Origin of the sequence: Georgenia sp. Z1344 (assembly GCF_049856295.1) — a bacterium.
Classification (GTDB): domain Bacteria; phylum Actinomycetota; class Actinomycetes; order Actinomycetales; family Actinomycetaceae; genus JB111.
The window spans coordinates 156,385-177,964 of record NZ_JBNDMZ010000010.1 but is presented as its reverse complement, the minus strand read 5'-3'; the positions used below and the strand labels follow the sequence as shown (position 1 = coordinate 177,964).

Sequence of the window (21,580 nt, the reverse complement as noted above, 5' to 3'; positions counted from 1 at the left end):
ACGATGGTGACCCACGACACCGTTCTTTCTACCGTCGTCGCATGAGCTCGTCGACGCGCACCCACGTGATCACCCGCCCGATCCGGACATTGACCGCGCTCGTCCTCGCCTCCGCCCTCGGCGTCGCCGCATGCTCCGGCGGCGAGGACGACCCGGTCGCGGCCGAGCCCGACGCCCCCGAGTCGACACCGACGGCGCCCGCCGAGCCCGAGGGGTCGCCGTCCGCGGACGCACCCGAGGACGGAGGGGCGGCCGGCAGCACGGAGGAGGACGCCCCGGGTGCCACGGACGGGGCCGAGGACGGCGACGACGGCACCGCCGACGACGGGGGCACCGACGACGGCGCCGCGGATGGTGCACCGTCCGCCGAGGAGCCGGACGACACCGGCGGCGACCCGGCGGCCGAGCTCGGCATCGACCCCAGCGTCCTGTCGGCCATCGACCTCGCGCTGGGGCAGGCGGGCAGCCGCCCCCTCTCGGTCGACGACGTCGCCTCCATCGAAGCATCCGCGCTCGAGGCGACCGGCCAGGTCGCCGTCCTGACGATCGCGCCGCAGGCCGGCGAGCCGCCGACGTGGTACGTCCGCACCGTCGGCGACCCCGCCGCCGGGCAGCTCGAGATCGGCGTGCTTCACCTGTCGGAGTCGCACGAGCCCTCGTGGGGCCCGGAGATCGAGCCGAGCGACGACGCGATCCTCGCCGAGTGGGGCCTGACCGCCACGGATGCCGCGACCACCGCGACCGAGACGGTCCCGGGCCAGATCTCGGGCATCGAGCAGGTCATCGCCGACCGGCCGATCCTCGCCGTCGGCGTCCTGCGCGAGGACGGCGGCCTGTGGCGCGTGCTCCTGGACGGCACGACCGGCGAGGTCCTCGCGACGAACCCGATCGAGCCGGACCTGTCGCCGACGCAGTGATCGGACCCGCTCAGAGCTCCCGGTGCACGAGCGTGTGGGTCGCCTGCGCGCGCGGCCGGATGACGATCGAGTCGAGGTTGACGTGCGCCGGCCGGGTGAGGGCGAACGTGATGACGTCGGCGACGTCGTCGGCGGTGAGCGGCTCGGCCACACCCTCGTAGACCTTGGCGGCGGCCGCCGCGTCGCCCCGGTAACGGTTGACGGAGAACTCCGGAGTGGCGACCATCCCCGGCTGGATGTCGAGGACGCGGATCGGCTCGCCCATGAGCTCGAGCCGGAGCGTGTCGACGATCATCCGGGCCGCGTGCTTGGCGCCGGTGTACCCGGCGCCGCCGGGGTAGGTGCCGGTCGCGGCCGTCGAGGTGACGACGAGGACGTCCCCGCCGCCGTCCGCGCGCAGGTGCGGCAGCAGCGCCCGGGTCACCCGCAGGGTGGTGAGCACGTTGAGGTCGTACATCCGCGCCCAGTCCGCCGGGTCGCCGTCCTCGACCCGGTCGGCGCCGACGGCCCCGCCGGCGTTGTTGACGAGCGAGGTGAGCGGGCCGCCGGCGATGACGTGGGCGGCGAGCGCGTCGACGTCGGCCTGGACGGTGAGGTCGGCGACGAACGTGTCGCAGCCGATCTCCTCGGCGAGGGCGGCGAGGCGGTCGGCGCGGCGGGCGGTGGCGACCACGCGGTAGCCGGCGCGTGCGAGGTGGACGGCCGTGGCCCGGCCGATGCCGGAGGAGGCCCCGGTGACGAGGGCGCGCGGGCTGTCGGGGGTGGTCGGCGCTGAGATCGGCGTGCTCATGGGTCCATCATGGAGCCCTCGGCAGCGCGCGGGGACCAGCGAAGGAGAGACGGACATGCGGATCGGTTTCATCGGCTCGGGGGCCATGGCCTCGGCCATCGCCCACGGGGTCGCCGCCTCGGGCGGCGAGCGGGACATCGTCGTCACCGACGTGGTCCCCGCCGCGGCGGAACGCCTCGCCTCCGGGGTGGGCGGCACGGCCGTGCCCGACGCCGCAGCCCTCGTTCGCGAGGTCGGTCCCGGCGGGCTCGTGGTCGTCTCGGTCAAGCCGCACGTCGTCCTCGGTGTGCTCGACCAGGTCCGCGAGGCACTGGCCGAGACGGGGGCTCCGGTCGTCTCGATCGCGGCCGGCCTCCAGCTGTCCACCCTCACCGCCGCCGTCCCGGACGGCCACCCGGTGGTGCGCGTGATGCCGAACGTCGCGGCCCAGGTCGGGGTCGGCGCCGCGGCCGTCTGCGGGAACGAGGCGACCACCGAGGAGCAGGTGTCCGCCGTCGTCGACCTGTTCGAGGCCGTCGGCACCGCCGAGGTGCTCGAGGAGCGCCTGTTCGGCGCGTTCACCGCGATCGCCGGGTCCTCGCCCGCGTTCGTGTTCCAGCTGATCGACTCCCTCGCCCGCGCGGCGGTGGCGGCCGGGATGCCGAAGGCCCAGGCCGTGCGGATCGCCGCCCAGGCCGCCGCGGGCGCCGGCACGCTGGCGCGCGAGCTCGCCGCCGAGGGCACGAGCCCGCAGGACCTCGTCGACCGGGTGTGCTCGCCCGGCGGCACGACGGTCGCCGGGATGGTCGCGCTCGACGCCGCCGGTTTCCCCGCCGCCGTCGTGTCCGGCGCGAACGCGGTGATGACCCGCGACGCCGAGCTGTCCGGGGACTGACCCAACGGTCCGAGGGGCAGCCTCTCGGGAGGCTGCCCCTCGTGCCGGTGCGCAGGTGCGGGTTCCCTCAGGCCTCGACCAGCTCCTGCTGGGCGCCCGCGAGCGCCGCGAACGCGCCGCCGGCGGAGACGAGCTCGGAGTGCGTGCCGCGCTCGACGACCCGCCCGTGGTCGAGCACGGCGATCTGGTCGGCGTCGGCGATCGTCGAGAGCCGGTGGGCGATCGTGATCGTCGTCCGTCCCTGCGCGAGCGTGTCGAGCGCCTCCTGGACGGCCCGCTCCGTGCCCGTGTCGAGCGCGGAGGTCGCCTCGTCGAGGACGAGGACGCGGGGGTCGCGCAGGATCGTGCGGGCGATCGCGATGCGCTGCTTCTCGCCGCCGGAGAACCGGTGGCCGCGCGAGCCGACCACGGTGTCGTAGCCGTCGGGCAGTCCGGCGATGAGGTCGTGCACCTGGGCGGCGCGGGCGGCTGACTCGATCTCGGCGTCCGTCGCGTCCGGACGCGCGTAGCGCAGGTTTTCGCGGATCGTCGTGTGCAGGAGGTAGGTCTCCTGCGAGACGACGCCGACCACGGAGGCGAGGTCGGCGAGCGCCATGTCCCTCAGGTCCACGCCGTCGATGGTCACGCGACCCTCGCTCGGGTCCGCGAGGCGCGCGACGAGCGAGCCGAGGGTCGACTTGCCGGAGCCCGTGTGCCCGACCAGGGCGAGGGAGGACCCGGCGGGCACGTCGAGGTCGATGCCCGTGAGCGCCGGGGTCTCGGAGCCGGGGTACCGGTACTCGACGCCCTCGAGGCGGACGTGGCCCGCGACCGTGCCAGGGTCGATCTCGACCGGCTCGGCGGGGTCGTCGATCTCGACGACGAGGTCGAGGTACTCGAACACGCGGCTGAACAGCGCGAGCGAGGTGACGACCTGGACGCCGACGTTGAGCACGCCCATGAGCGGGCGGAACAGCTGGGACTGCAGGGCCGTGAAGGCGACGAGCGTCCCGATCGTCATCCCGCCCGACGTGGCCGGGAGACCCGCGACGAGGTAGATGAGCGCGGGGATCGCGGCGAAGACGACGCTCAGGCTCGCCATGCGCCAGCGGCCGGCGAGCTGCGAGCGCACCTCGAGGTCCGCGAGCTGCTGCGACGTGGTCGCGAAGGTCGCCGACGCGGCCGGGCCGGTGCCGAGGATCTTGCCGAGCGTGATGCCGCTGACGGACAGCGACTCGTCGACCTGGCTCTGCAGGTCGGCCATCGCCCGCTGGCGACGCGTGGTGATCTCGCGGCGCAGGATCGCGACCCGGCGCGTGAGCCAGATCGCGGGCGGGAGCACCGCGAGCGAGAGGAGCGAGAGCTGCCAGGACAGGGCGACCATCGCGACGGCGGTGCCGATCGCGGTCGTCACGTTGGTCGCCATCGATGTGGCAGTCGAGGTGACGACGGACTGCATGCCCTGGATGTCCTGGGTGAGCCGGGCCTGGACCTCGCCGCCGCGCGTGCGGGTGAAGAAGTCGACCGACTGCCGCTGCAGGTGGCTGAAGACGTCCGTGCGCAGCCCGTGCATCACTCGCTGACCCACCGTGGTGGACATCCAGGTCTGCACGACGCCGAGGATCGCGGTGACGACCGTGACCGCCAGGAGCCCGCCCACCAGCCAGAGCAGGAGGGGGACGTCCTGGTGCGGGATCGCGTCGTCGATGAGGCTCCGGGTGATGAACGGGGTCGCGAGGCCCACGAGCGAGGTCGCGACGATGAGCACCATGACCGTGGCGATCGTGCCGCGGTAGGGCGAGAAGAGGGCGCCGATGCGGCGCAGGCTGACCGGGTGCTCGTCGAGCTGGGCCTTGTCGGCGGGGTCGAGCTGGGCGACCCTGCCCCCGGGGCCACCGAGCCCGGTCGAGCCGCCGGGCGCACCGTGGCCGCCGGGGCCGCCCGGGCCACCGGGCATCTCGGGGCCGTCGGCGCCGCGGGATCCGCGGGTGCCGCCGCGGCGGCCGGTCGAGGTGGACGTGGACGTATGGGTGGAGAAGTTCTGGGGTGCTGCCATGGCGCACCACCTCCTGTGCTGTAGGAGACGTCGGGCTCGACGGCGGGGTGACGGCCACGCCGGAGCCATATGGTGAGGTTACCTCACGATGAGGGTAACTCGCCAGGGGGCTACGATATTCCCGTGAACCGCCGAACGTCCCCCAAGGAGCCCGCGAGCCCGGCTGAGCGAGCACCTGGTGGGCACGCGCACCCGCCCGCCCACAAGCACCCGGGCGGCCACACCCACGATGCCGAGCACGGGCACGGCGCCGGCCACGCGCACTCCCACGAGCCCGACACCTACGAGCTCATCGTCCGGGCCGCCCGCCAGGTCCGCCGCCGGTGGATGGAGACGCTCGAGCCGCACGGCCCCTCGCCCCACGAGTTCCGCGCGCTGAAGGCCGCGATCTCCGCCGACGGGGGCGCCCGCCTCGCCGACGTCGCTGCCCGGCTGCGCATCGCCCCGCGCTCGGCGACCGAGGTCGTCGACTCCCTCGAGGACAAGGGCCTCGTCCGCCGCACGCCGAGCCCGACCGACCGTCGCGCGATCCTCGTCGTGCCCACCGACGCCGGGCTGAGTCTCGCCGACGAGGTCGCCGCCGCACGTGCCACGCACGGCGCCGAGCTGCTCGCCCCCCTCGACGAGGCGGAGTCAGCCCAGCTGCACGCGCTGCTCGCCAAGGTCGTCGACGCGGCCGGCGCCTGAGCCGCACGCTCGACCAGTAGTGACCGGCGCCTGAGCCGCACTCTCGACCAGTAGTGACCGGCGCCTGAGCCGCACTCTCGACCAGTAGTGACCGGCGCCTGAGCCGCACTCTCGACAGATGGCGGCCGTCACGGCGGGTCACACCGGGGACCTCTGACCGGGGAGGGAGGCCCACCGGGACCCGGGCGCCGTGCACCGCCTCGTCGATAGGTTGCGGGCATGGACACCGACCTCGCACTCGCGGCCCTCGGGGCGCTGTCCACGTTCCTCGCCTGCACCCTGCTCCTGACGGCGATCCTCTCGATCGGGAAGGACCCGTCGCACGACGGGCTCGCACGGCTCGGCGTCCCCGGCTGGGCCAGTCGCCGGTCCGTCACCGAGCTCCGGGCCGCGGTGGCCGTGGCGCTCGCCGCGGGAATCCTCCTCTCGTCCGGCTGGGGTCTTGCCCTCGCCGGTGGGATCAGCACCGTCGTCTCCCTCGCCGCGCTGTGCGCCGTCGTTCGCGCGCGCCGCGCGCCCGAGCCGGGCGCCGCCTACCTTGTGGGCTGGAGGGACGACCGCCCGGCCGACCGGCGCCACATGCTCCTCGCGGTGGCCATGCTGATCTGCTCGGTCGCGACCGTCGCGGCGGGGCTCGGCGGATGGTCGTTCATCGCGAACTCCTCCGTGCGCTGGGGGTTCGTCATATTCCTCGTCGCCGGAGAGGTCGCCGTCCTCGTCCACCGGGGCCGCCTTCCCGCGATGGTCGCCGCGAGCGGCCGGACGTACCGGCGCTGGGAGAACCCCGTCGGCGCGCCCACCATCGACGGCCGGCCCGCCACGATCGACGGCAAGGAGATCGATCCGGGCGACCTCCTTCGCGGCCGCGACGTCCTCCTCGTCCAGGCGCCCCGCGACCCAGAGAACCAGAGCCACCTGAGCCGGATCCTCCCCCAGTGGCGCAGCCGGCTCCCCCACCTCGACATCCACGTCATCGACGAGAAGAAGCCCTCACGCCTCGGGCTGCCTCGCCGGGACCGCCCGTTCGCCGTCGTCCTCGGCACCGACGGCCGCACGGCCGGCGGACCGGTGCGCGGTCCGCGCGCCATCGCACAGCTCGCCGAGGACCTCGCAGCCGCCGCCCCCTCCCCGTACGCGCCCGCCCCGACGAACTAGGGTGCCCCCATGCCCGCGGCCGCCGTCGACCACCTCCTCGGGGCCGCGGTCGTCGCGCTCGCGGTCGTCCTGCTCGCGGCCGGCACGGGCAAGGTCGCCCGCCCTCCGGCGCCCGCCCAGCTGGCGGCCCTCGGGCTGCCCCGCTGGGCCCACCGCCCGGCGACGATCCGGCTGCACGCCGTCGCCGAGATCGTCGTCGGCCTCGCCCTCGTCACCGTGCCCGGCCCGTGGCTGGTCGCCCCGGCGCTCGCCGCCGCGGTGCTCACCGCCACCTATCTCGTCGTCTCGTGGCGCGCCTGGCGCTCCCCGGAGCCGCTCGGCTGCCACTGCTTCGGCTGGGACGACGACCGCGTCGTCGGACCGGCGCACCTCGCGCTCAACGTCGCGCTCGTCGTCGCAGCGGTGGTCGCCGTCGTCGCGGGGGTCCGCGGCTGGTGGGCCATCGACGACCTCCCGCCGATCGTCCTGGGCATCGCCGGCGCCGTCGCCCTCGTGGCCCACCTGTGGGGTCTGTCCGGCAACGGCGGGGACACCGACCGCGGCGGGCGCCCCTACCTGCGCCGCCCGATCCCGAAGGGGCAGGTCGTCGTCGACGGCCGCGCCGTCGAGCTGACCGATCTCGCGCGCGAGCGCGCCCAGCTCCTCGTGCGGATGCCGCTGATCGGCCGGGAGCGCGAGTACCTGCTCGCCGCCCTGCCCGAGTGGCGCCGTCGGCTGCCCCACGTCGACGTCCGCGTCACCGAGGGTGACGCCCGCGGCGGGTACCGCCGACTCGGGATCCTCGGCGCGCCGTCGGCGGTGGTCCTCGGCGCCGACGGGCTGCTCGCGGGAGGACCGGTCTCCGGCGGGGATCGGATCCGGGAGCTGGTCGAGGAGCTCGCGGGTATCGCGCCCACCACCTCCTGACCCACCCGGGCACGGCCCACCGCGTGGAACAATCGACCACCATGAGCACTGCGTCCGCCACCCCGCCGCCTGCCCGCCTTCCCGCACCCGTGGCGCCGGACAAGGTACGGACGGACGGCCTGGAGGAGCGGCACGACGCCCGGTGGAGCGAGCTGGGCACCTACCACTTCGACCGCACCGCCGAGCGCGCGAACGTGTTCTCGATCGACACCCCGCCGCCCACGGCCTCGGGGTCCCTGCACGTCGGCCACGTCTTCAGCTACACGCAGACGGACGTGCTCGCGCGCTACCAGCGCATGACCGGCAGGTCGGTCTTCTACCCGATGGGCTGGGACGACAACGGGCTGCCGACCGAGCGGCGCGTGCAGAACTACTACGGCGTGCGCTGCGACCCGTCGCTGCCCTACGTCGAGGACTTCGTCCCCCCGCACGAGGGCACCGACGGGAAGTCGATCAAGGCGGCCGACCAGGTGCCGGTGAGCCGGAAGAACTTCGTCGAGCTGTGCCTGCGCCTGGCCTCGCAGGACGAGGAGGCGTTCGAGCAGGTCTTCCGCCGCCTCGGCCTGTCCGTGGACTGGCGCCAGACGTACCAGACCATCGGGGCCGACGCCCAGCGCGCCTCCCAGACGGCGTTCCTGCGCAACCTCGCCCGCGGCGAGGCCTACCAGTCCGAGGCGCCGGGCCTGTGGGACGTCACGTTCCAGACCGCCGTGGCCCAGGCCGAGCTCGAGGCCCGCGACTATCCCGGGCACTACCACAAGCTGGCCTTCCACACCGACGAGGGTGCCGACGTCGTCATCGAGACCACGCGCCCCGAGCTGCTGCCGGCCTGCGTCGCCCTCGTCGCGCACCCCGACGACGAGCGCTACCGCTTCCTGTTCGGCCGGACCGTGCGCACCCCGCTCTTCGACGTCGAGGTCCCCGTCCTCGCCCACCCGACCGCCGAGGCGGACAAGGGCACGGGCATCGCGATGGTCTGCACCTTCGGCGACCTCACCGACGTCATCTGGTGGCGCGAGCTCGACCTCGCCACACGCGCCGTGGTGGGACGGGACGGCCGGCTGCTGCGCGCCACCCCCGAGTGGCTGTCCGGGTCGGGCGCCGAGCTCTACGCCGAGCAGCTCGCCGGGAAGACCACCTTCTCCGCACGCGAGGCCGTGGCCACCGCCGCGAAGGAGTCGGGCGAGCTCCTCGGCGACCCCACACCGACGCAGCGCAAGGCGAACTTCTACGAGCGCGGCGACAAGCCGCTCGAGATCGTCACCTCCCGCCAGTGGTACATCCGCAACGGCGGGCGCGCGCACGAGGACACCAACGGGGTGGACCTGCGGACGAACCTCCTCGACCGGGGTCGCGAGCTCAGCTTCCACCCGGGATTCATGCACTCGCGGTACGAGAACTGGGTCGACGGGCTCAACTCCGACTGGCTCGTGAGCCGCCAGCGCTTCTTCGGCGTGCCGATCCCGCTGTGGTACCCGCTCGACGATCACGGCGACGTGCGCCACGAGTCCCCGATCGTGCCCGACGAGGCGTCACTGCCGGTGGACCCGACCTCCGACACAGCCCCCGGCTACGAGGAGTCGCAGCGCGGCGTGCCGGGCGGGTTCGTCGGCGAGCCGGACATCCTCGACACCTGGGCGACCTCCTCGCTCACCCCGCAGATCGCCGCCGGTTGGCTCCGTGACCAGGACCTGTTCGAGCGCGTGTACCCGATGGACCTGCGCCCCCAGGGCCACGACATCATCCGGACCTGGCTGTTCTCGTCGGTCGTGCGCGCGCACCTCGAGTTCGGCGGGCTGCCGTGGACCGACGCCGCGATCTCGGGCTGGATCCTCGACCCGGACCGCAAGAAGATGAGCAAGTCCAAGGGCAACGTCGTCACGCCGATGGGGCTGCTCGAGGAGCACGGCTCCGACGCGGTGCGCTACTGGGCGACCTCCGCGAAGCTCGGCGTCGACACGGCGTTCGAGGTCTCCCAGATGAAGATCGGCCGCCGCCTGGCGATCAAGGTCCTCAACGCCTCGAAGTTCGCCCTGACCATGGGCGGGGACGCGGACCTCGAGCTCGACCCGGCGCTCGTCACCCACGACGTCGACCAGGCGATGCTCGCCGGCCTCGCCGACGTCGTGGCCGCGGCGACCACCGCGCTGGACGCCTACGACTACGCCAAGGCGCTCGAGCACACCGAGTCGTCCTTCTGGACGTTCTGCGACGACTACCTCGAGCTCGTCAAGGAGCGCGCCTACGACCGCGAGGGCACCGCCGAGCCGGGTGCCAAGGAGTCTGCCCGCGCGGCGCTCGCGCTCGCCGTCGACACGTACGTTCGCCTCCTCGCCCCCTTCCTGCCCTTCGCGACCGACGAGGTGTGGACCTGGTACCGCGACGGGTCCGTGCACGGGGCCGACTGGCCCACCGGCGACGCGCTGCGGGCCGCCGCAGGTGACGCGGACGCGGGGCTCGTCGCCGCCGCGGGGCGCGCGCTGGCCGCGCTTCGCAAGGTGAAGTCGGAGGCCAAGGTCTCCCAGAAGGTGCCGTTCGCCGCGGTCACCCTCGCGGTGCCGACCGCGGACGCGGACTTCGTCCGGTCCGTCGCGGGCGACCTGCGCGACGCCGCCAAGGTGCGCGGCGAACTGACGATCACCGACGGCGCCGACACCACGGCCGTCACCGACCACTCCCTCGAACCTGCGGCCTGAGCACGTACCCTCGGCCGAGGCGGGACGGCTCGCACCGCCTCGGCCACCGTCGGCCCCTGCCCCCACTGCGACCACGGAGGACGCGATGACCCTGACCATGTCCAGCACGGAGGCTCGCGGCCAGTTCGACGCGTCGACGACGATCCCGCACCTGCTCGAGGCGCGGCTCGCGGCCAACGGCTCCGCCACGCTGTTCGAGGTTGCCGGAGCCGACGGGAGCTGGGACCCGGTGACGGTCGCCGAGTTCCACGGGCAGGTCCTCGAGGTGGCGAAGGGGCTCGTCGCCTCGGGTGTCGAGCTCGGCGACCGACTCGCCATCATGTCCCCCACCCGGTACGAGTGGACGCTGCTGGACTTCGCGGCCTGGACCGCGGGCGCCGTTCCCGTGCCGATCTACGAGACGTCCTCGGCGGAGCAGTGCGAGTGGATCCTCACCGATGCCGGCGTGAGCATGGCGTTCGTCGACGACGCCGAGCGCGGCGCCGTCCTCGCCGAGGGCGCCGAGAGCGCGACCGCGCTGCGCGAGACGCTTGTCCTCGCCGACGGTGCGATCGACGAGCTCGTCCGCCGCGGCGCCGACGTCCCCGACGAGGAGGTGTCTGCCCGCACGGCGGCACGCACGGGTGCGGACCTCGCCACGATCATCTACACCTCCGGCACCACGGGGCGCCCCAAGGGCGTCGAGCTGACCCACGGCAACTTCGTCGCGCTGGTGTCCAACGGCGTGGCGGACCCCAACCTCCGGCACGTGGTGGCGGGCGACGACGCGCGCACCCTCCTGTTCATCCCCCTCGCGCACGTGTTCGGCCGGTTCGTCTCGATCCTGTGCGTGCACTCCGGGGCGGTGCTCGGCCACAGCCCGGACATCAAGCAGCTCGTACCCAACCTGCAGAGCTTCTCCCCCACCTTCCTCCTCGCCGTCCCGCGCGTGTTCGAGAAGGTCTACAACTCCGCCGACGCCAAGGCGTCCGCCTCCACCGTGAGGCGCCGGATCTTCCGGTGGGCCGCGAAGGTCGCCGAGCGGGCGTCGCGCGCGGAGGAGTCGGGCCAGGGTCTCGGGCGGGTGCTCACCGCCCAGCGCAAGGTCGCCGACCGGCTCGTGTTCTCCACGCTGCGCGAGGTCATGGGCGGCCGGCTGGAGTACGCGGTCTCGGGCGGCGGGCCGCTCGGCACACGGCTCGGCCACTTCTACCGCGGCATGGGACTCGTCGTCCTCGAGGGCTACGGCCTGACCGAGACGGGCGCACCCACCTCGGTCAACCTGCCCGGACGCATCAAGATCGGGACCGTGGGCCCCGCCTACCCCGGCACGTCGGTGCGGATCTCGGAGACGAACGAGATCGAGATCAGCGGCCCGCACGTGTTCCGCGGGTACCACGAGAACGAGGAGGCCACCCGGGAGGCCTTCACCGAGGACGGCTGGTTCCGCACGGGAGACCTCGGCGCCATCGACGACGACGGATACCTCTCGATCACCGGCCGCGCCAAGGAGATCATCGTGACTGCCGGCGGCAAGAACGTGGCCCCCGCCGTGCTCGAGGACCGGCTGCGCGGCCACCCGATCGTCTCGCAGGTGGTCGTCGTCGGTGAGGGGCGGCCGTTCATCGGCGCACTCGTCACCCTCGACGCCGAGATGCTCCCGCAGTGGTTGACCAACCACGACCTTCCGGAGATGACCGTGGCCGAGGCCGCGAAGCACCCAGACGTGGTCGCTGCCATCGACCGCGCCGTCGAGCGGACGAACCGGGCCGTGAGCCGGGCCGAGTCGATCCGCAAGGTGACGATCCTCGACACCGACTTCACGCTCGAGAACGACCTGCTCACGCCGTCGTCGAAGGTCAAGCGCGCGCCCGTGCACGAGAAGTTCGCCGACGAGATCGAGAAGATCTACGCCAAGTAGTGGGGCGGCGGGGGCGTGCTTCGCGGCGCGCCCCTGCCGTCAGCTCCCCAGGGGTGTCGGTGCGGTCCGAACTCGGCGCGGATCGCGGCGACCTCGTCCGTGTTCCACCAGGGGCCCCAGCTCTCGAGCTGCGTCCCGTCCGGGAGGTACCACAGGCCCTTCTCGTCGGCGAGGAGGTCGCTGCCCGAACGGATCGGGTATCTCCTCGTGAGCATCGACGTCGGTACGGGGCGCACCCGCACCTCGCCCGGGACGATGACGAGCGGCTTGGCGACCGCGTAGGCGGTACCGAGGACGGCGACACCGAGCCCGATCGCCCACACCAGCTTCTCGCCGAGCACGAGCCCGACGACGACGGTCACGATCCCGACGACGACGGTCACGATCCCGACGGCGGCGACGATCCGCGTGACGACGCGGTGGTACGTCAACGCCAGCATGCGCACCATCGTAGGGACGCTCCTCGGCCCGCCACGGCCGTACGCCGGGTGACCGCGCCCCTGCGGGCCGAGGCGACGCGGTCAGTCCGCGCCGGCTCAACCCTGCTGCGGCGGACCCGGCTGCCAGTAGCCGCCCTGCTCGCCGGCCTGCGGCTGCTGGGGCGCGCCGCCCTGCTGCGGCTGCTGCGGTGCGCCCTGCGGGGGCATGCCGCCCTGCTGCGGCTGGCCGTACGGCTGCTGGCCCGGCACGCCGTACGCCTGCTGCGGTGCACCCTGGGGCTGGCCGTAGGCCTGCTGCGGGGCACCCTGCGGGGGCATGCCCTGCTGCGGCTGTCCGTAGCCCTGCTGCGGGCCTCCCTGAGCGCCCTGACCGTACTGCTGCTGCGCCTGAGCTCCCTGCAGGGGCATCCCCGGCTGGCCGCCGCCGTACCGCGCGCGGATCGCGGCGACGTCCTCCTTGTTCGACATGAAGCCGATGGATGCCACCTTCTTGCCGGTCGGCACGTGCACGAGGTACTTCTCCTCGGCGCGCAGGTCGGCCGGGCCCCGCAGCGGGAACCGCTTGGTCACGATGCCAATGGGGCTCCTCTGTTGGGCCTCGTGCGGCTCGATGCGCGCCATCGGGTTGATGAGCATGAAGATCCCGAGGATCGGCATGACGATGCCGGGGAACAGCGAGATCCACCGTTCGCCGAGCACGCCGGTGAGGATGAGCAGCGCACCGATCACGATGAAGGCGATCGGGAAACCCTTGCCGTAGCGGAGGTTGAGAGCGTCCATACGGACGATCGTAGGCGCGTTCGCGGCCCGGCCCCGTCGCGACTCGGCGTGACGGACCGGGTCAGGGTCGCCCGTGCTCGTCCGCGATGCTCTCGTGGTGCTGGATCACCTCGGCGATGATGAAGTCGAGGAACTTCTGGGCGAACACCGGGTCGAGCCCGGCCTCCTCGGCCTTCGCGCGCAGGCGGGCCACCTGGCGCTCCTCACGTCCGGGGTCCGAGGGCGGGAGCCCCTGCTCCGCCTTGAGCCGCCCGACGGCCTGCGTGCAGCGGAACCGCTCGGCCAGCAGGTGGATGAGGGCGGCGTCGATGTTGTCGATCGTCGCGCGGGCTGAGCGCAGCCCTTCGGGCAGGTCGTCCGGCTCGGGGGTGCGCTCGTCGCTCATGCCCGTCACGGTAGACCGACAACCCTCGAGCGCGCAGACGGTGCCCGGGCCCCGGACCTCGAGCACCGGACCGTCGCCGAGACCTACATCGCGGCGGCCGCCCCTCGAGCGTGCAGCGCAGCGTCGGGCGGTCGACCCCGTCGTCGAGCGCCACCGCGACCTCTCCGTCCCGCAGGAGCGCGAGCAGGAGGTGCCGGTCGGTGATCTCCTTGTCACCGAGGCGCACCGCCTCACGGAGTGCCGCCCGGAGCGCGTCCTTCGCGGCCGGCGCGAACGGCATGTGCCCGCGTCGCCTGACACGGATCCGGGCGACGTGGTCGGCACGGTCGAGCGAGCCGTCCCCGAAGACCTCGTCAGTCGCCCCGCGCACCGCGTCCAGGTCGATGCCCACCGAGGCGAGCGCCTCGGGGTCCACGCCGGGCGGCCGACCGATCAGCGCGGACCTGCACGCCGCGACGTCGACGCCGAGACCGGACAACGCGCGGGCGGCGTCGCCGTCGGCCTCCAGCACGCCGACGGCGACGTGCCTGGTCTCGATGCGCTCCGCACCGGTCTCCCGCGCCACCTCCTGCGCGCGCGTCACGGCGGCCTTGGTGTCCGTGGTCAATCGTTCGAACATGTCCGGTCCTCCTCAGCGTCCGCGGCCGTGCTTCTTGTGGGCGGCCTGGCGGCTCACACCGAGCTCGTCGGCGATCTCCTGCCACGACCACCCGAGATCCCGTGCGCGATCCACCTGCAGGATCTCGAGCCGGTCCGCCAGCTCGCGCATGGCACGCACACCCCTCAGCCCCGTCCTTGGGTCCGGGTCCTGCGCCGCAACGGTCGTGTCGTGTCGACTCATGCTGTCAACTTACGTTGACAGCCGCCCCTCTGTCAACCGGGGTTGACAGAAACTGGCTGTCGCCGAAGTCGGCGGCGAGGTGCACGCGAGCATTCACGCGTGCCGACGCAGCGTCCCGGGTCTGGTCCAGATCGGCGTCCGCCGCCTCGATCGGCGTCTCCTCAAGTACGCCGAGGCCGCTGGACCTGGGCGCCGTCAAGGGACGCGAAGCTCGACGAGGGGTTCGCGTCTCGAGGCGACGATTGCTGGTGCAATCGCTCCGACGACGCACACAGCGATCGCGAGCACCATGAGGGCGACGACGAACGAGAGTCCCGGCGCGGGATCGCCGAGTGCCCGTGTCACGCCCAGCCCGGTCGTGGCTCCGAGCAGGGCTCCGACACCGGCGCACAGCATCGTCCTGAGCAGGAGCAGGCCTACGATGAGCCGCCGGGACGCACCGAGCGCGCGGCGCCGACCGAAGTCCTTCCGCCGGATCATTACGACCCCGTACTGCAACCCTGCGACGAGGACGCCGAGCGCGAGGAGGATTCCCAGCACGAGGCTTCGGCCGAAGCCGCCGAGCTGTCCGCCGATGACAGCCTGTACCTGCGCGAACGCCTCGGACGTCGTGACGTTGACAGATCCGGGCTGCTGCGTCATCAGGGCTGCCTGCACGACCGGGACGAGCTGGTCGACGGCGTCGACGGCGTCGGCGATCACCACGACGATGGCGAGTGGGCCAGGCTCATCGGTCACGACATAGGCCGTCGAGCCCAGAGCGTCGAGGAACTCGGGGCGATCGACGGTGCCGACCACGGCCGCGATGGTCCCGTTCGCGGTCGTGACCGGGCCGACGCCGTCGGCCAGGCCCAGTGTCTGGGCGCCCCGGCCGGTGAGCAGGATCGATCCGGGCACCGCGTCGGCGCGATGGCCGAGGATGTCCGAGAGATCTGAGGCATGCACCGTCCGCGAGGCGACGGCGGGACCGCCAGTGATGGTCGCGCTACGGACGTCCTGGGCCGGACCGAAGCCCACCACCTGCTCGACGGTTCCGATTGCCGCGATCCGCTCGACCGCGTCTGAGGTCACGGCGGCTTCGGGCTCGGCCCGCACCACGATCGTCCGGGTGCCCGCGGCATCGATGGTCGCGAGAACCTGCTGCTCCACGCCGACCGTCCGTCCAGACGTCATGAGCACGGAGAGGCACAGTCCGGCCACGAGGACCACCGTCAATATGCTGCCGATCCGTTCGGCTCGCGCCCAGGCCCACGCCTCGCGGAGCAGCACGATCGCCCGCACGGTCACAGCGCGTGCTCCCGGTCGCAGTGCTCCCGTGCTCGGTCGTCGTGCGTCGAGACGACGACGGCCGCCCCCCGTTCCGCCTGGGAGCGCAGCGTGCGCAGCACGGTGTCCGAGGACTCGTCGTCGAGGTTGCCGGTCGGTTCGTCCGCGAGCACGATCGACGGCCTGTGCAACAGTGCCCGAGCGAGCGCAATTCGCTGCGCCTGTCCGCCGGAGACCTGACCTGGCACGCGGTCCACCGGCACGTCGACGCCGAGCTCGTCGAGCAGGTCGCCGGCAGCATCGCGAACAGCACGCGGATCGTGCCCTCGGTAAAGGGCGGGCTCAACGACGTTGTCCAGGACGGTCCGCGTCGGGTCGAGCGCCGCGTCCTGGAAGACGAACCCGAATCGTTCGGCTCGCAGCCGGGCCCGGGCTGCGTCATTCAGGCCGCTGGCTACCTTGCCGTCGACGACGATCCGCCCCTCCGTCGGCGTCACCATCAACCCCAACATGTAGAGAAGGGTTGACTTGCCCGTCCCCGACCGACCGGTGAGCGCCACCATCGCACCGCCCGGCACCCGGAGATCGAGTCCGTCGAACAGGAGAGCGGATCGCGGGTAGGCAAAGCCGATGTCATCAGCCACCAGCATCATCCGGGGACCCGTACCTCGGCACCGGGCTCGATGCCGTCGACGACCGCGTAGCCGCTGCCCTGCGCGAGCACGTCGACCGGTACTTCGGTCCCACCCGCGTCGACGACGACGTAGGAACCGTCAGCCCGAGTGGCAAGCGCGGCCGCCGGCACCATCGGGCCGGGCGTCGACGGGACGAGCTCGACCGACGCGGGGTACGTGGTGAACCCCTCGACGGGAATCTCACCGCAGGTCGTCCCGCAAGCCGGCCCGCCGTCGGGAGCGGCCAGCACCGCGACAAGGCCGCCCGCCTCGTCCTCCGTCACCGCGTCGACGACCATGGACCACGAGCTCGGTCCGTCCACCACGACCGTCGAGCCGACGGACACGAGGTCGGCCTGGTTCCCCGCAATCGCGACCTCGATCCGCGGTGCGTCCTCGAACCGTTCGAGGACGGACTCACCTCCGGCAAGGCGCACTCCGACGTCGATGCCCTCGGCTGCGCGGACACGTGCCGGCAGGCCCGGGACGAACATGACAGACCCCTCCGCCACCTCGCCGGTCACGGTGGTGCCGAGCTCGCGCTGCCACGCGCGTACCGCTGCGGCGGTCGTGGGGCCGTAGGTGCCGTCCGGGTCGCCGGTCAGGTACCCGGCGCGGACCAGGAAGACCTGCAGCTGGCGTACGTCCTCCCCCGTGGCCCCGGCCGCCAACAGGCGGTATGCAGGCACCGCGCCGTCAAGGACGACCACGGGCCGCTCGTCGACCCGGATCACCACATCTCCGCTCTCGACGCGTGCCCCGGGGTCGGCCGCGACCGCCGTGACAGTTCCTGTGGCGGCGGGCGTGGCGAGTGGAGTGGTGGGCCACCAGGCGCTCGCCGTCAGCGACAGTGTGGAACCGACGTCGCCGTAAACGACCTCGACGACCGTGTGGTCCTCCACCTCTTCGTCGGAGCTGGCCGGTGCCACCACTTCCCGCAACGCCCAGCCGACGACGGCGCCAGCGGCCAGGCACAGCGTCGCGAGCAGGACGATGACAACCAGCCGCGGCCTACGACGGGCTTCCTCGCTCAGATCGACCACCCGTCCCCCTCTAGCGACGCCGGGCCGTCCCACCCGCGTTCACTCATGCATTCATCACACTCACCGATGCCAGAATTCAACAAGAGGGAGCGGATGCTGCCATCGCCGCGAAACTGCCGCCATCAGTAGAGCCACTGGTCCGGGTCGACCGGACACGCCTCTGCGGCTCGCATTGCCTCCCCCACGGAAAGCCCGGACACCGGCTCCCACGCCCGCGACTCGCCCATCCCGGACTCGACGAAGGTCTCGATCGACGGAGGTGGATCGGGCTGGAAGTCCGCATCAACCATGCACTCGTACCGTTCGACACGGATCGGATAGATCTCTCTGTAGCGTTCGGGCGAGTCGAGTACGGGTGCCGCCGCCAACGTCCCTGTGCATGCGAACGTGTCGTCCGAGAGTGCCGCGTCCGAGCGCCCGCGACCGGAATCCGTTGCCATAATTCGGCCATACTGGGGATCGATCTCCACGCGGGAGTCCCAGCCGCGGTCTGCCATGCATTCGACCAACTCACCGTAGTACTCGGCAACGGTGCCAGAGTATTCGGTGGCCACCTCGGTTCCGTTCCCTGATTCGTCCTGCTCAGACGCACACGCCGTGGCCCCGGCGAGTAGGAAAACGAGCGATGCCCCGAGCACGCCCCGAGTAGCTGGCCTGATCACGGTGGCGAGCAGTATCCGTAGGTGCCGGGCACGTCGAGAGAGTATTGCCCCGAAACGTACCAATAGCCTCCGGAACCAATGCCCTGGCGCGCCGAACTCCACCACTCGCTTGCAGGACGTCCGGAGCGGACAAAGTACGTTGTTGCGTTGCCCGGCGGGCGTACGTTTGCGTTGCCCCGCACCTCGTACCGCACGTACGCGTCCGGACGAGCCCCCGGGTTGCAGTGTGTAGTCCCGTCCTTTGCCACCGCAGCACTAGCAGGTGTCGCGACCGCGAATACTCCTCCCGCGCCAACTGCGGCGGCGATTGCGGCTCGAATGATGCTTCTTCGCCACTTGACCCTACCGTCGCTATGCGTTGAACAGTTCCTGTCGCCGTTGACATGCATCTGACAGTTCCCCCTTACTAGGCATCGTCGCTGTTGCCTACGACGGCAGCATAACAGCGACCAAGCCGGTCGGTCAACGGTGATATGGAACTGTGGGTCCGCCTCGTTGAATGTCCTGGTCCCGTCAACGAGGGCGGGCAGGAACTCTCAGGCGGAGCGCTGCTGGCGACGCCGCTTCGAGCGCAGCACGAGGGTCGGCGCCTGGCCGCTGCGGACGGACTCCCCGGTGAGGACGACCTTCTCGACATCCTCCCGTGAGGGGACGTCGAACATCGTCTCGCGCAGCGTGCTCTCCATGATCGCCCGCAGGCCGCGCGCGCCGGTCCCCCGCTCGAGCGCGAGCTCGGCAATGGCCTCGACCGCCTCGTCGGTGAGCTCGAGCTGGACGCCGTCGAGGTCGAAGATCCGCTGGTACTGCTTGACGAGCGCGTTCTTCGGCTCGGTCAGGATCGTCACGAGGTCGGACTGCGTGAGCGCGTTGACGGTCGCCGTCACGGGGAGGCGCCCGACGAGCTCCGGGATGAGCCCGAACTTGTGCAGGTCCTCGGGCGAGACCTTCGTCAGCAGGTCCGCCTCGGACTCGGTCCCCTTGAGCGCGGCGCCGAACCCGATGCCGTGCCGGCCCACGCGCGAGCTGACGATGTCCTCGAGCCCGGCGAACGCACCGGCGACGATGAACAGCACGTTGGTCGTGTCGATCTGGAGGAACTCCTGGTGCGGGTGCTTCCGCCCGCCCTGCGGCGGCACCGCCGCGGAGGTCCCCTCGATGATCTTCAGCAGCGCCTGCTGGACGCCCTCGCCCGAGACGTCGCGCGTGATCGACGGGTTCTCGGCCTTGCGGGCCACCTTGTCGATCTCGTCGATGTAGATGATGCCGCCCTCGGCCTTCTTCACGTCGAAGTCGGCGGCCTGAATGAGCTTGAGGAGGATGTTCTCCACGTCCTCGCCCACGTAGCCGGCCTCGGTCAGCGCGGTGGCGTCGGCGATCGCGAACGGGACGTCGAGCATCTTCGCGAGCGACTGGGCGAGGTACGTCTTGCCGGTCCCCGTGGGGCCGATCATGAGGATGTTGGACTTCTGGATCTCGACCGCGTCCGGGGCGGGCTTCTCGTCGAGCGAGCGGATCCGCTTGTAGTGGTTGTAGACCGCGACGGCCAGCCCGCGCTTCGCGTCCTCCTGACCCACCACGTACTCGCCGAGGAAGTCGAAGATCTCGCGCGGCTTGGGCAGGTTCTCGAGCGAGGACTCGCCGAGCTCGGCCAGCTCCTCGTCGATGATCTCGTTGCACAGCTCGACGCACTCGTCGCAGATGTAGACGCCCGGGCCGCCGATGAGCTTCTTGACCTGCTTCTGGCTCTTCCCGCAGAACGAACAGGTGAGGAGGTCCGCCGTGGCGGGTCCAGTTCGCACCATCGGGTCCTCCTGTCTCGTTCGCGGTCCGGGGCCGCTCGCCGCTGGGTACGGCTCTCGGCTCAACCTTCGCACACGCTCGGCCCGGGAGGCACCTGCGTTTGCCCGGCGCGCCTCGTCGCGCACGCCACCCGGGCCTGCGCTCCCTGGTGCCCGACGCCGGAGAGAGACCTCCGTACGGGCGCTCGCGACGGCGTCGGGCGGGCTTCCGTACACACGTGCCCGACGCCGAAGGGCAGCCTCCGTACGACCCCTCGCGACGGCGTCGGGCAGGGCTCCGTACGCACGACGGCGCCCCCGGACCGACTGGTCCGGGGGCGCCGCGCGGGACTACTTCTGGATGGTTACCGGCTCGGTGTTCTTGCGGGACTCGAGCACCTGGTCGACGATCCCGTACTCCAGCGCCTGCTGGGCGGTGAGGATCTTGTCGCGCTCGATGTCGCGCGAGATGGTCTCGATGTCCTGCGAGGTGTGGTGCGCGAGCGTCTGCTCGAGCCACTGGCGCATGCGCTGGACCTCGTTGGCGTGGATCTCGATGTCCGAGGCCTGCGCGTAGCCGCCGCCCTCGAGCGCGGGCTGGTGGATCATCACGCGGGCGTTCGGCAGTGCGAGACGACGCCCGGGCGAGCCCGCGGCGAGCAGCACGGCGGCAGCCGAGGCGGCCTGACCGAGGCAGACCGTCTGGATCTCCGGCTTGATGTACTGCATCGTGTCGTAGATCGCCGTCAGCGCCGTGAACGAGCCGCCGGGGCTGTTGATGTACATGGTGATGACGCCGTCCGGGTCCTGTGACTCGAGGACGAGGAGCTGAGCCATGACGTCGTCCGCGGAGGCGTCGTCCACCTGCACGCCGAGGAAGATGATGCGGTCCTCGAAGAGCTTGGCGTACGGGTCCTGCCGCTTGTAGCCGTAGGCGGTGCGCTCCTCGAACGACGGGAGGATGTAGCGCGAGGACGGGCCCTGGGGGGCGGTCCCGCCGGGCATCTGCGTGGTGGAGCCGTTCGGGGCGAAGCCGGCGCGGCCCATGATGGGGAGGTTCATTCGGACTCCTTTAGGTGGTCGCGGGGCTCAGGACTTGTCGGACGAGTCGCCGTCGGACCCGGTGCCGCCGGCGCCGGTGACGGACGCGGCGCTGTCGACCACGTGGTCGATGAAGCCGTACTCGAGCGCCTCGGCGGCGGTGAACCAGCGGTCGCGGTCCGCGTCGGAGTTGATGCGCTCGAGCGGCTGGCCGGTCTGCTCGGCCGTCAGCTCGGCGAGCACCTTCTTCATGTGGAGGATGAGCTCGGCGTTGATCTTGATCTCGGTGGCCGTGCCGCCGATGCCGCCCGAGGGCTGGTGCATCATCACGCGGGCGTGGGGCGTGGCGTAGCGCTTGCCCTTGGTGCCCGAGGTGAGCAGGAACTGGCCCATCGAGGCCGCGAGGCCCATGCCGACCGTGGCGACGTCCGGCTTGACGTACTGCATCGTGTCGTAGATGGCCATGCCCGCGGTGATCGAGCCGCCAGGGCTGTTGATGTAGAGGAAGATGTCCTCGTCCGGGTCCTCGGCGGCGAGGAGGAGCATCTGCGCGCAGATGGCGTTCGCGTTCTCGTCGCGCACCTCCGAGCCGAGCCAGATGATGCGCTCCTTGAGCAGCCGGTTGTAGATGCTGTCGTTCAGGCCGAGACCGCTGGCCTCGGTGCGCGCGATCGGTTCGCTCACGTGCAGCTCCTTGATCGAAGGTGGGG

The 21,580-nt window shown here is 71.9% G+C and carries 20 protein-coding genes and 1 pseudogene; 7 read left to right on the top strand and 14 right to left on the bottom strand.

Going from position 1 to position 21,580, the window contains the following annotated elements; translation table 11 throughout:
• Positions 1–41: 41 nt before the first annotated feature.
• Positions 42–917, top strand: a complete 876-nt coding sequence (locus ACPYO6_RS12600; protein ID WP_425714872.1) for a hypothetical protein — start codon at positions 42–44, stop codon at positions 915–917.
• A 10-nt stretch (positions 918–927) separates the two neighbouring features.
• On the opposite strand, the gene ACPYO6_RS12595 is transcribed toward ACPYO6_RS12600, so the two are convergent.
• A complete protein-coding gene (locus tag ACPYO6_RS12595; RefSeq protein ID WP_425714873.1) occupies positions 928–1,707 on the bottom strand; it encodes an SDR family NAD(P)-dependent oxidoreductase in 780 nt (259 codons plus the stop codon).
• Positions 1,708–1,762: 55 nt separating this feature from the next.
• Between ACPYO6_RS12595 and proC the strand changes: the two genes are divergently transcribed.
• Positions 1,763–2,581 carry a pyrroline-5-carboxylate reductase gene (gene proC, locus ACPYO6_RS12590; RefSeq protein WP_425714874.1) on the top strand — a complete coding sequence of 273 codons (819 nt, stop codon included), beginning with the start codon at positions 1,763–1,765 and terminating at the stop codon, positions 2,579–2,581.
• A 67-nt stretch (positions 2,582–2,648) separates the two neighbouring features.
• Here proC and ACPYO6_RS12585 read toward each other — a convergent pair whose 3' ends face one another.
• The gene (locus ACPYO6_RS12585) at positions 2,649–4,517 is read right to left on the bottom strand and encodes an ABC transporter ATP-binding protein (protein WP_425715050.1); all 1,869 of its coding nucleotides are present in this window, start codon (positions 4,515–4,517) and stop codon (positions 2,649–2,651) included.
• Positions 4,518–4,739: 222 nt separating this feature from the next.
• Here ACPYO6_RS12585 and ACPYO6_RS12580 point away from each other — a divergent pair, with 222 nt between their 5' ends.
• The 5 genes from ACPYO6_RS12580 to ACPYO6_RS12560 all read left to right on the top strand — a co-directional run bounded on the left by ACPYO6_RS12580 (position 4,740) and on the right by ACPYO6_RS12560 (position 11,960).
• On the top strand, positions 4,740–5,303 hold the full coding sequence (locus tag ACPYO6_RS12580) for a MarR family transcriptional regulator (RefSeq protein ID WP_425714875.1): 564 nt from the start codon (positions 4,740–4,742) through the stop codon (positions 5,301–5,303).
• Between the two features lie 219 nt (positions 5,304–5,522).
• Positions 5,523–6,458 (top strand): hypothetical protein, encoded by a 936-nt coding sequence (locus ACPYO6_RS12575; RefSeq protein ID WP_425714876.1) that lies wholly within the window; start codon positions 5,523–5,525, stop codon positions 6,456–6,458.
• 9 nt (positions 6,459–6,467) lie between these two features.
• Positions 6,468–7,364 carry a MauE/DoxX family redox-associated membrane protein gene (locus tag ACPYO6_RS12570; RefSeq protein WP_425714877.1) on the top strand — a complete coding sequence of 299 codons (897 nt, stop codon included), beginning with the start codon at positions 6,468–6,470 and terminating at the stop codon, positions 7,362–7,364.
• A gap of 41 nt (positions 7,365–7,405) precedes the next feature.
• Positions 7,406–10,060, top strand: a complete 2,655-nt coding sequence (valS, locus tag ACPYO6_RS12565) for a valine--tRNA ligase (protein WP_425714878.1) — start codon at positions 7,406–7,408, stop codon at positions 10,058–10,060.
• Between the two features lie 85 nt (positions 10,061–10,145).
• Positions 10,146–11,960: an AMP-dependent synthetase/ligase gene (locus tag ACPYO6_RS12560; protein ID WP_425714879.1), complete on the top strand. Its 1,815-nt coding sequence runs from the start codon at positions 10,146–10,148 to the stop codon at positions 11,958–11,960.
• Here the strand turns inward: ACPYO6_RS12560 and ACPYO6_RS12555 are convergent.
• The 12 genes and pseudogenes from ACPYO6_RS12555 to ACPYO6_RS12500 form a co-directional block, all read right to left on the bottom strand.
• A complete protein-coding gene (locus tag ACPYO6_RS12555; RefSeq protein WP_425714880.1) occupies positions 11,948–12,400 on the bottom strand; it encodes a hypothetical protein in 453 nt (150 codons plus the stop codon). The genes ACPYO6_RS12560 and ACPYO6_RS12555 overlap by 13 nt on opposite strands.
• Positions 12,401–12,496: 96 nt before the next feature.
• Positions 12,497–13,180: a hypothetical protein gene (locus ACPYO6_RS12550; RefSeq protein WP_425714881.1), complete on the bottom strand. Its 684-nt coding sequence runs from the start codon at positions 13,178–13,180 to the stop codon at positions 12,497–12,499.
• Between the two features lie 61 nt (positions 13,181–13,241).
• Positions 13,242–13,565 carry a chorismate mutase gene (locus ACPYO6_RS12545; protein WP_425714882.1) on the bottom strand — a complete coding sequence of 108 codons (324 nt, stop codon included), beginning with the start codon at positions 13,563–13,565 and terminating at the stop codon, positions 13,242–13,244.
• A gap of 172 nt (positions 13,566–13,737) precedes the next feature.
• A pseudogene (locus ACPYO6_RS12540) lies at positions 13,738–14,184 on the bottom strand (Clp protease N-terminal domain-containing protein); the annotation flags it as partial.
• Between the two features lie 12 nt (positions 14,185–14,196).
• Positions 14,197–14,406: an RNA polymerase subunit sigma-70 gene (locus ACPYO6_RS12535; RefSeq protein ID WP_425714883.1), complete on the bottom strand. Its 210-nt coding sequence runs from the start codon at positions 14,404–14,406 to the stop codon at positions 14,197–14,199.
• 195 nt (positions 14,407–14,601) lie between these two features.
• Positions 14,602–15,693: an ABC transporter permease gene (locus ACPYO6_RS12530; RefSeq protein ID WP_425714884.1), complete on the bottom strand. Its 1,092-nt coding sequence runs from the start codon at positions 15,691–15,693 to the stop codon at positions 14,602–14,604.
• On the bottom strand, positions 15,690–16,325 hold the full coding sequence (locus ACPYO6_RS12525; RefSeq protein WP_425714885.1) for an ABC transporter ATP-binding protein: 636 nt from the start codon (positions 16,323–16,325) through the stop codon (positions 15,690–15,692). The genes ACPYO6_RS12530 and ACPYO6_RS12525 overlap by 4 nt, the downstream gene beginning before the upstream one ends.
• Entirely contained in the window at positions 16,322–17,389 is a 1,068-nt protein-coding gene (locus ACPYO6_RS12520; protein WP_425714886.1) for a peptidoglycan-binding domain-containing protein, read from the bottom strand. Before ACPYO6_RS12520 ends, ACPYO6_RS12525 begins: the two co-directional genes overlap by 4 nt.
• Positions 17,390–17,511: 122 nt before the next feature.
• Complete coding sequence (locus ACPYO6_RS12515; protein WP_425714887.1) at positions 17,512–17,943, bottom strand: hypothetical protein; 432 nt, start codon at positions 17,941–17,943, stop codon at positions 17,512–17,514.
• A gap of 644 nt (positions 17,944–18,587) precedes the next feature.
• Positions 18,588–19,853 (bottom strand): ATP-dependent Clp protease ATP-binding subunit ClpX, encoded by a 1,266-nt coding sequence (gene clpX, locus ACPYO6_RS12510; protein WP_425714888.1) that lies wholly within the window; start codon positions 19,851–19,853, stop codon positions 18,588–18,590.
• Positions 19,854–20,180: 327 nt separating this feature from the next.
• Positions 20,181–20,891 carry an ATP-dependent Clp protease proteolytic subunit gene (locus tag ACPYO6_RS12505; RefSeq protein ID WP_425714889.1) on the bottom strand — a complete coding sequence of 237 codons (711 nt, stop codon included), beginning with the start codon at positions 20,889–20,891 and terminating at the stop codon, positions 20,181–20,183.
• 27 nt (positions 20,892–20,918) lie between these two features.
• Positions 20,919–21,554 carry an ATP-dependent Clp protease proteolytic subunit gene (locus ACPYO6_RS12500; RefSeq protein ID WP_425714890.1) on the bottom strand — a complete coding sequence of 212 codons (636 nt, stop codon included), beginning with the start codon at positions 21,552–21,554 and terminating at the stop codon, positions 20,919–20,921.
• Positions 21,555–21,580 lie beyond the last annotated feature (26 nt).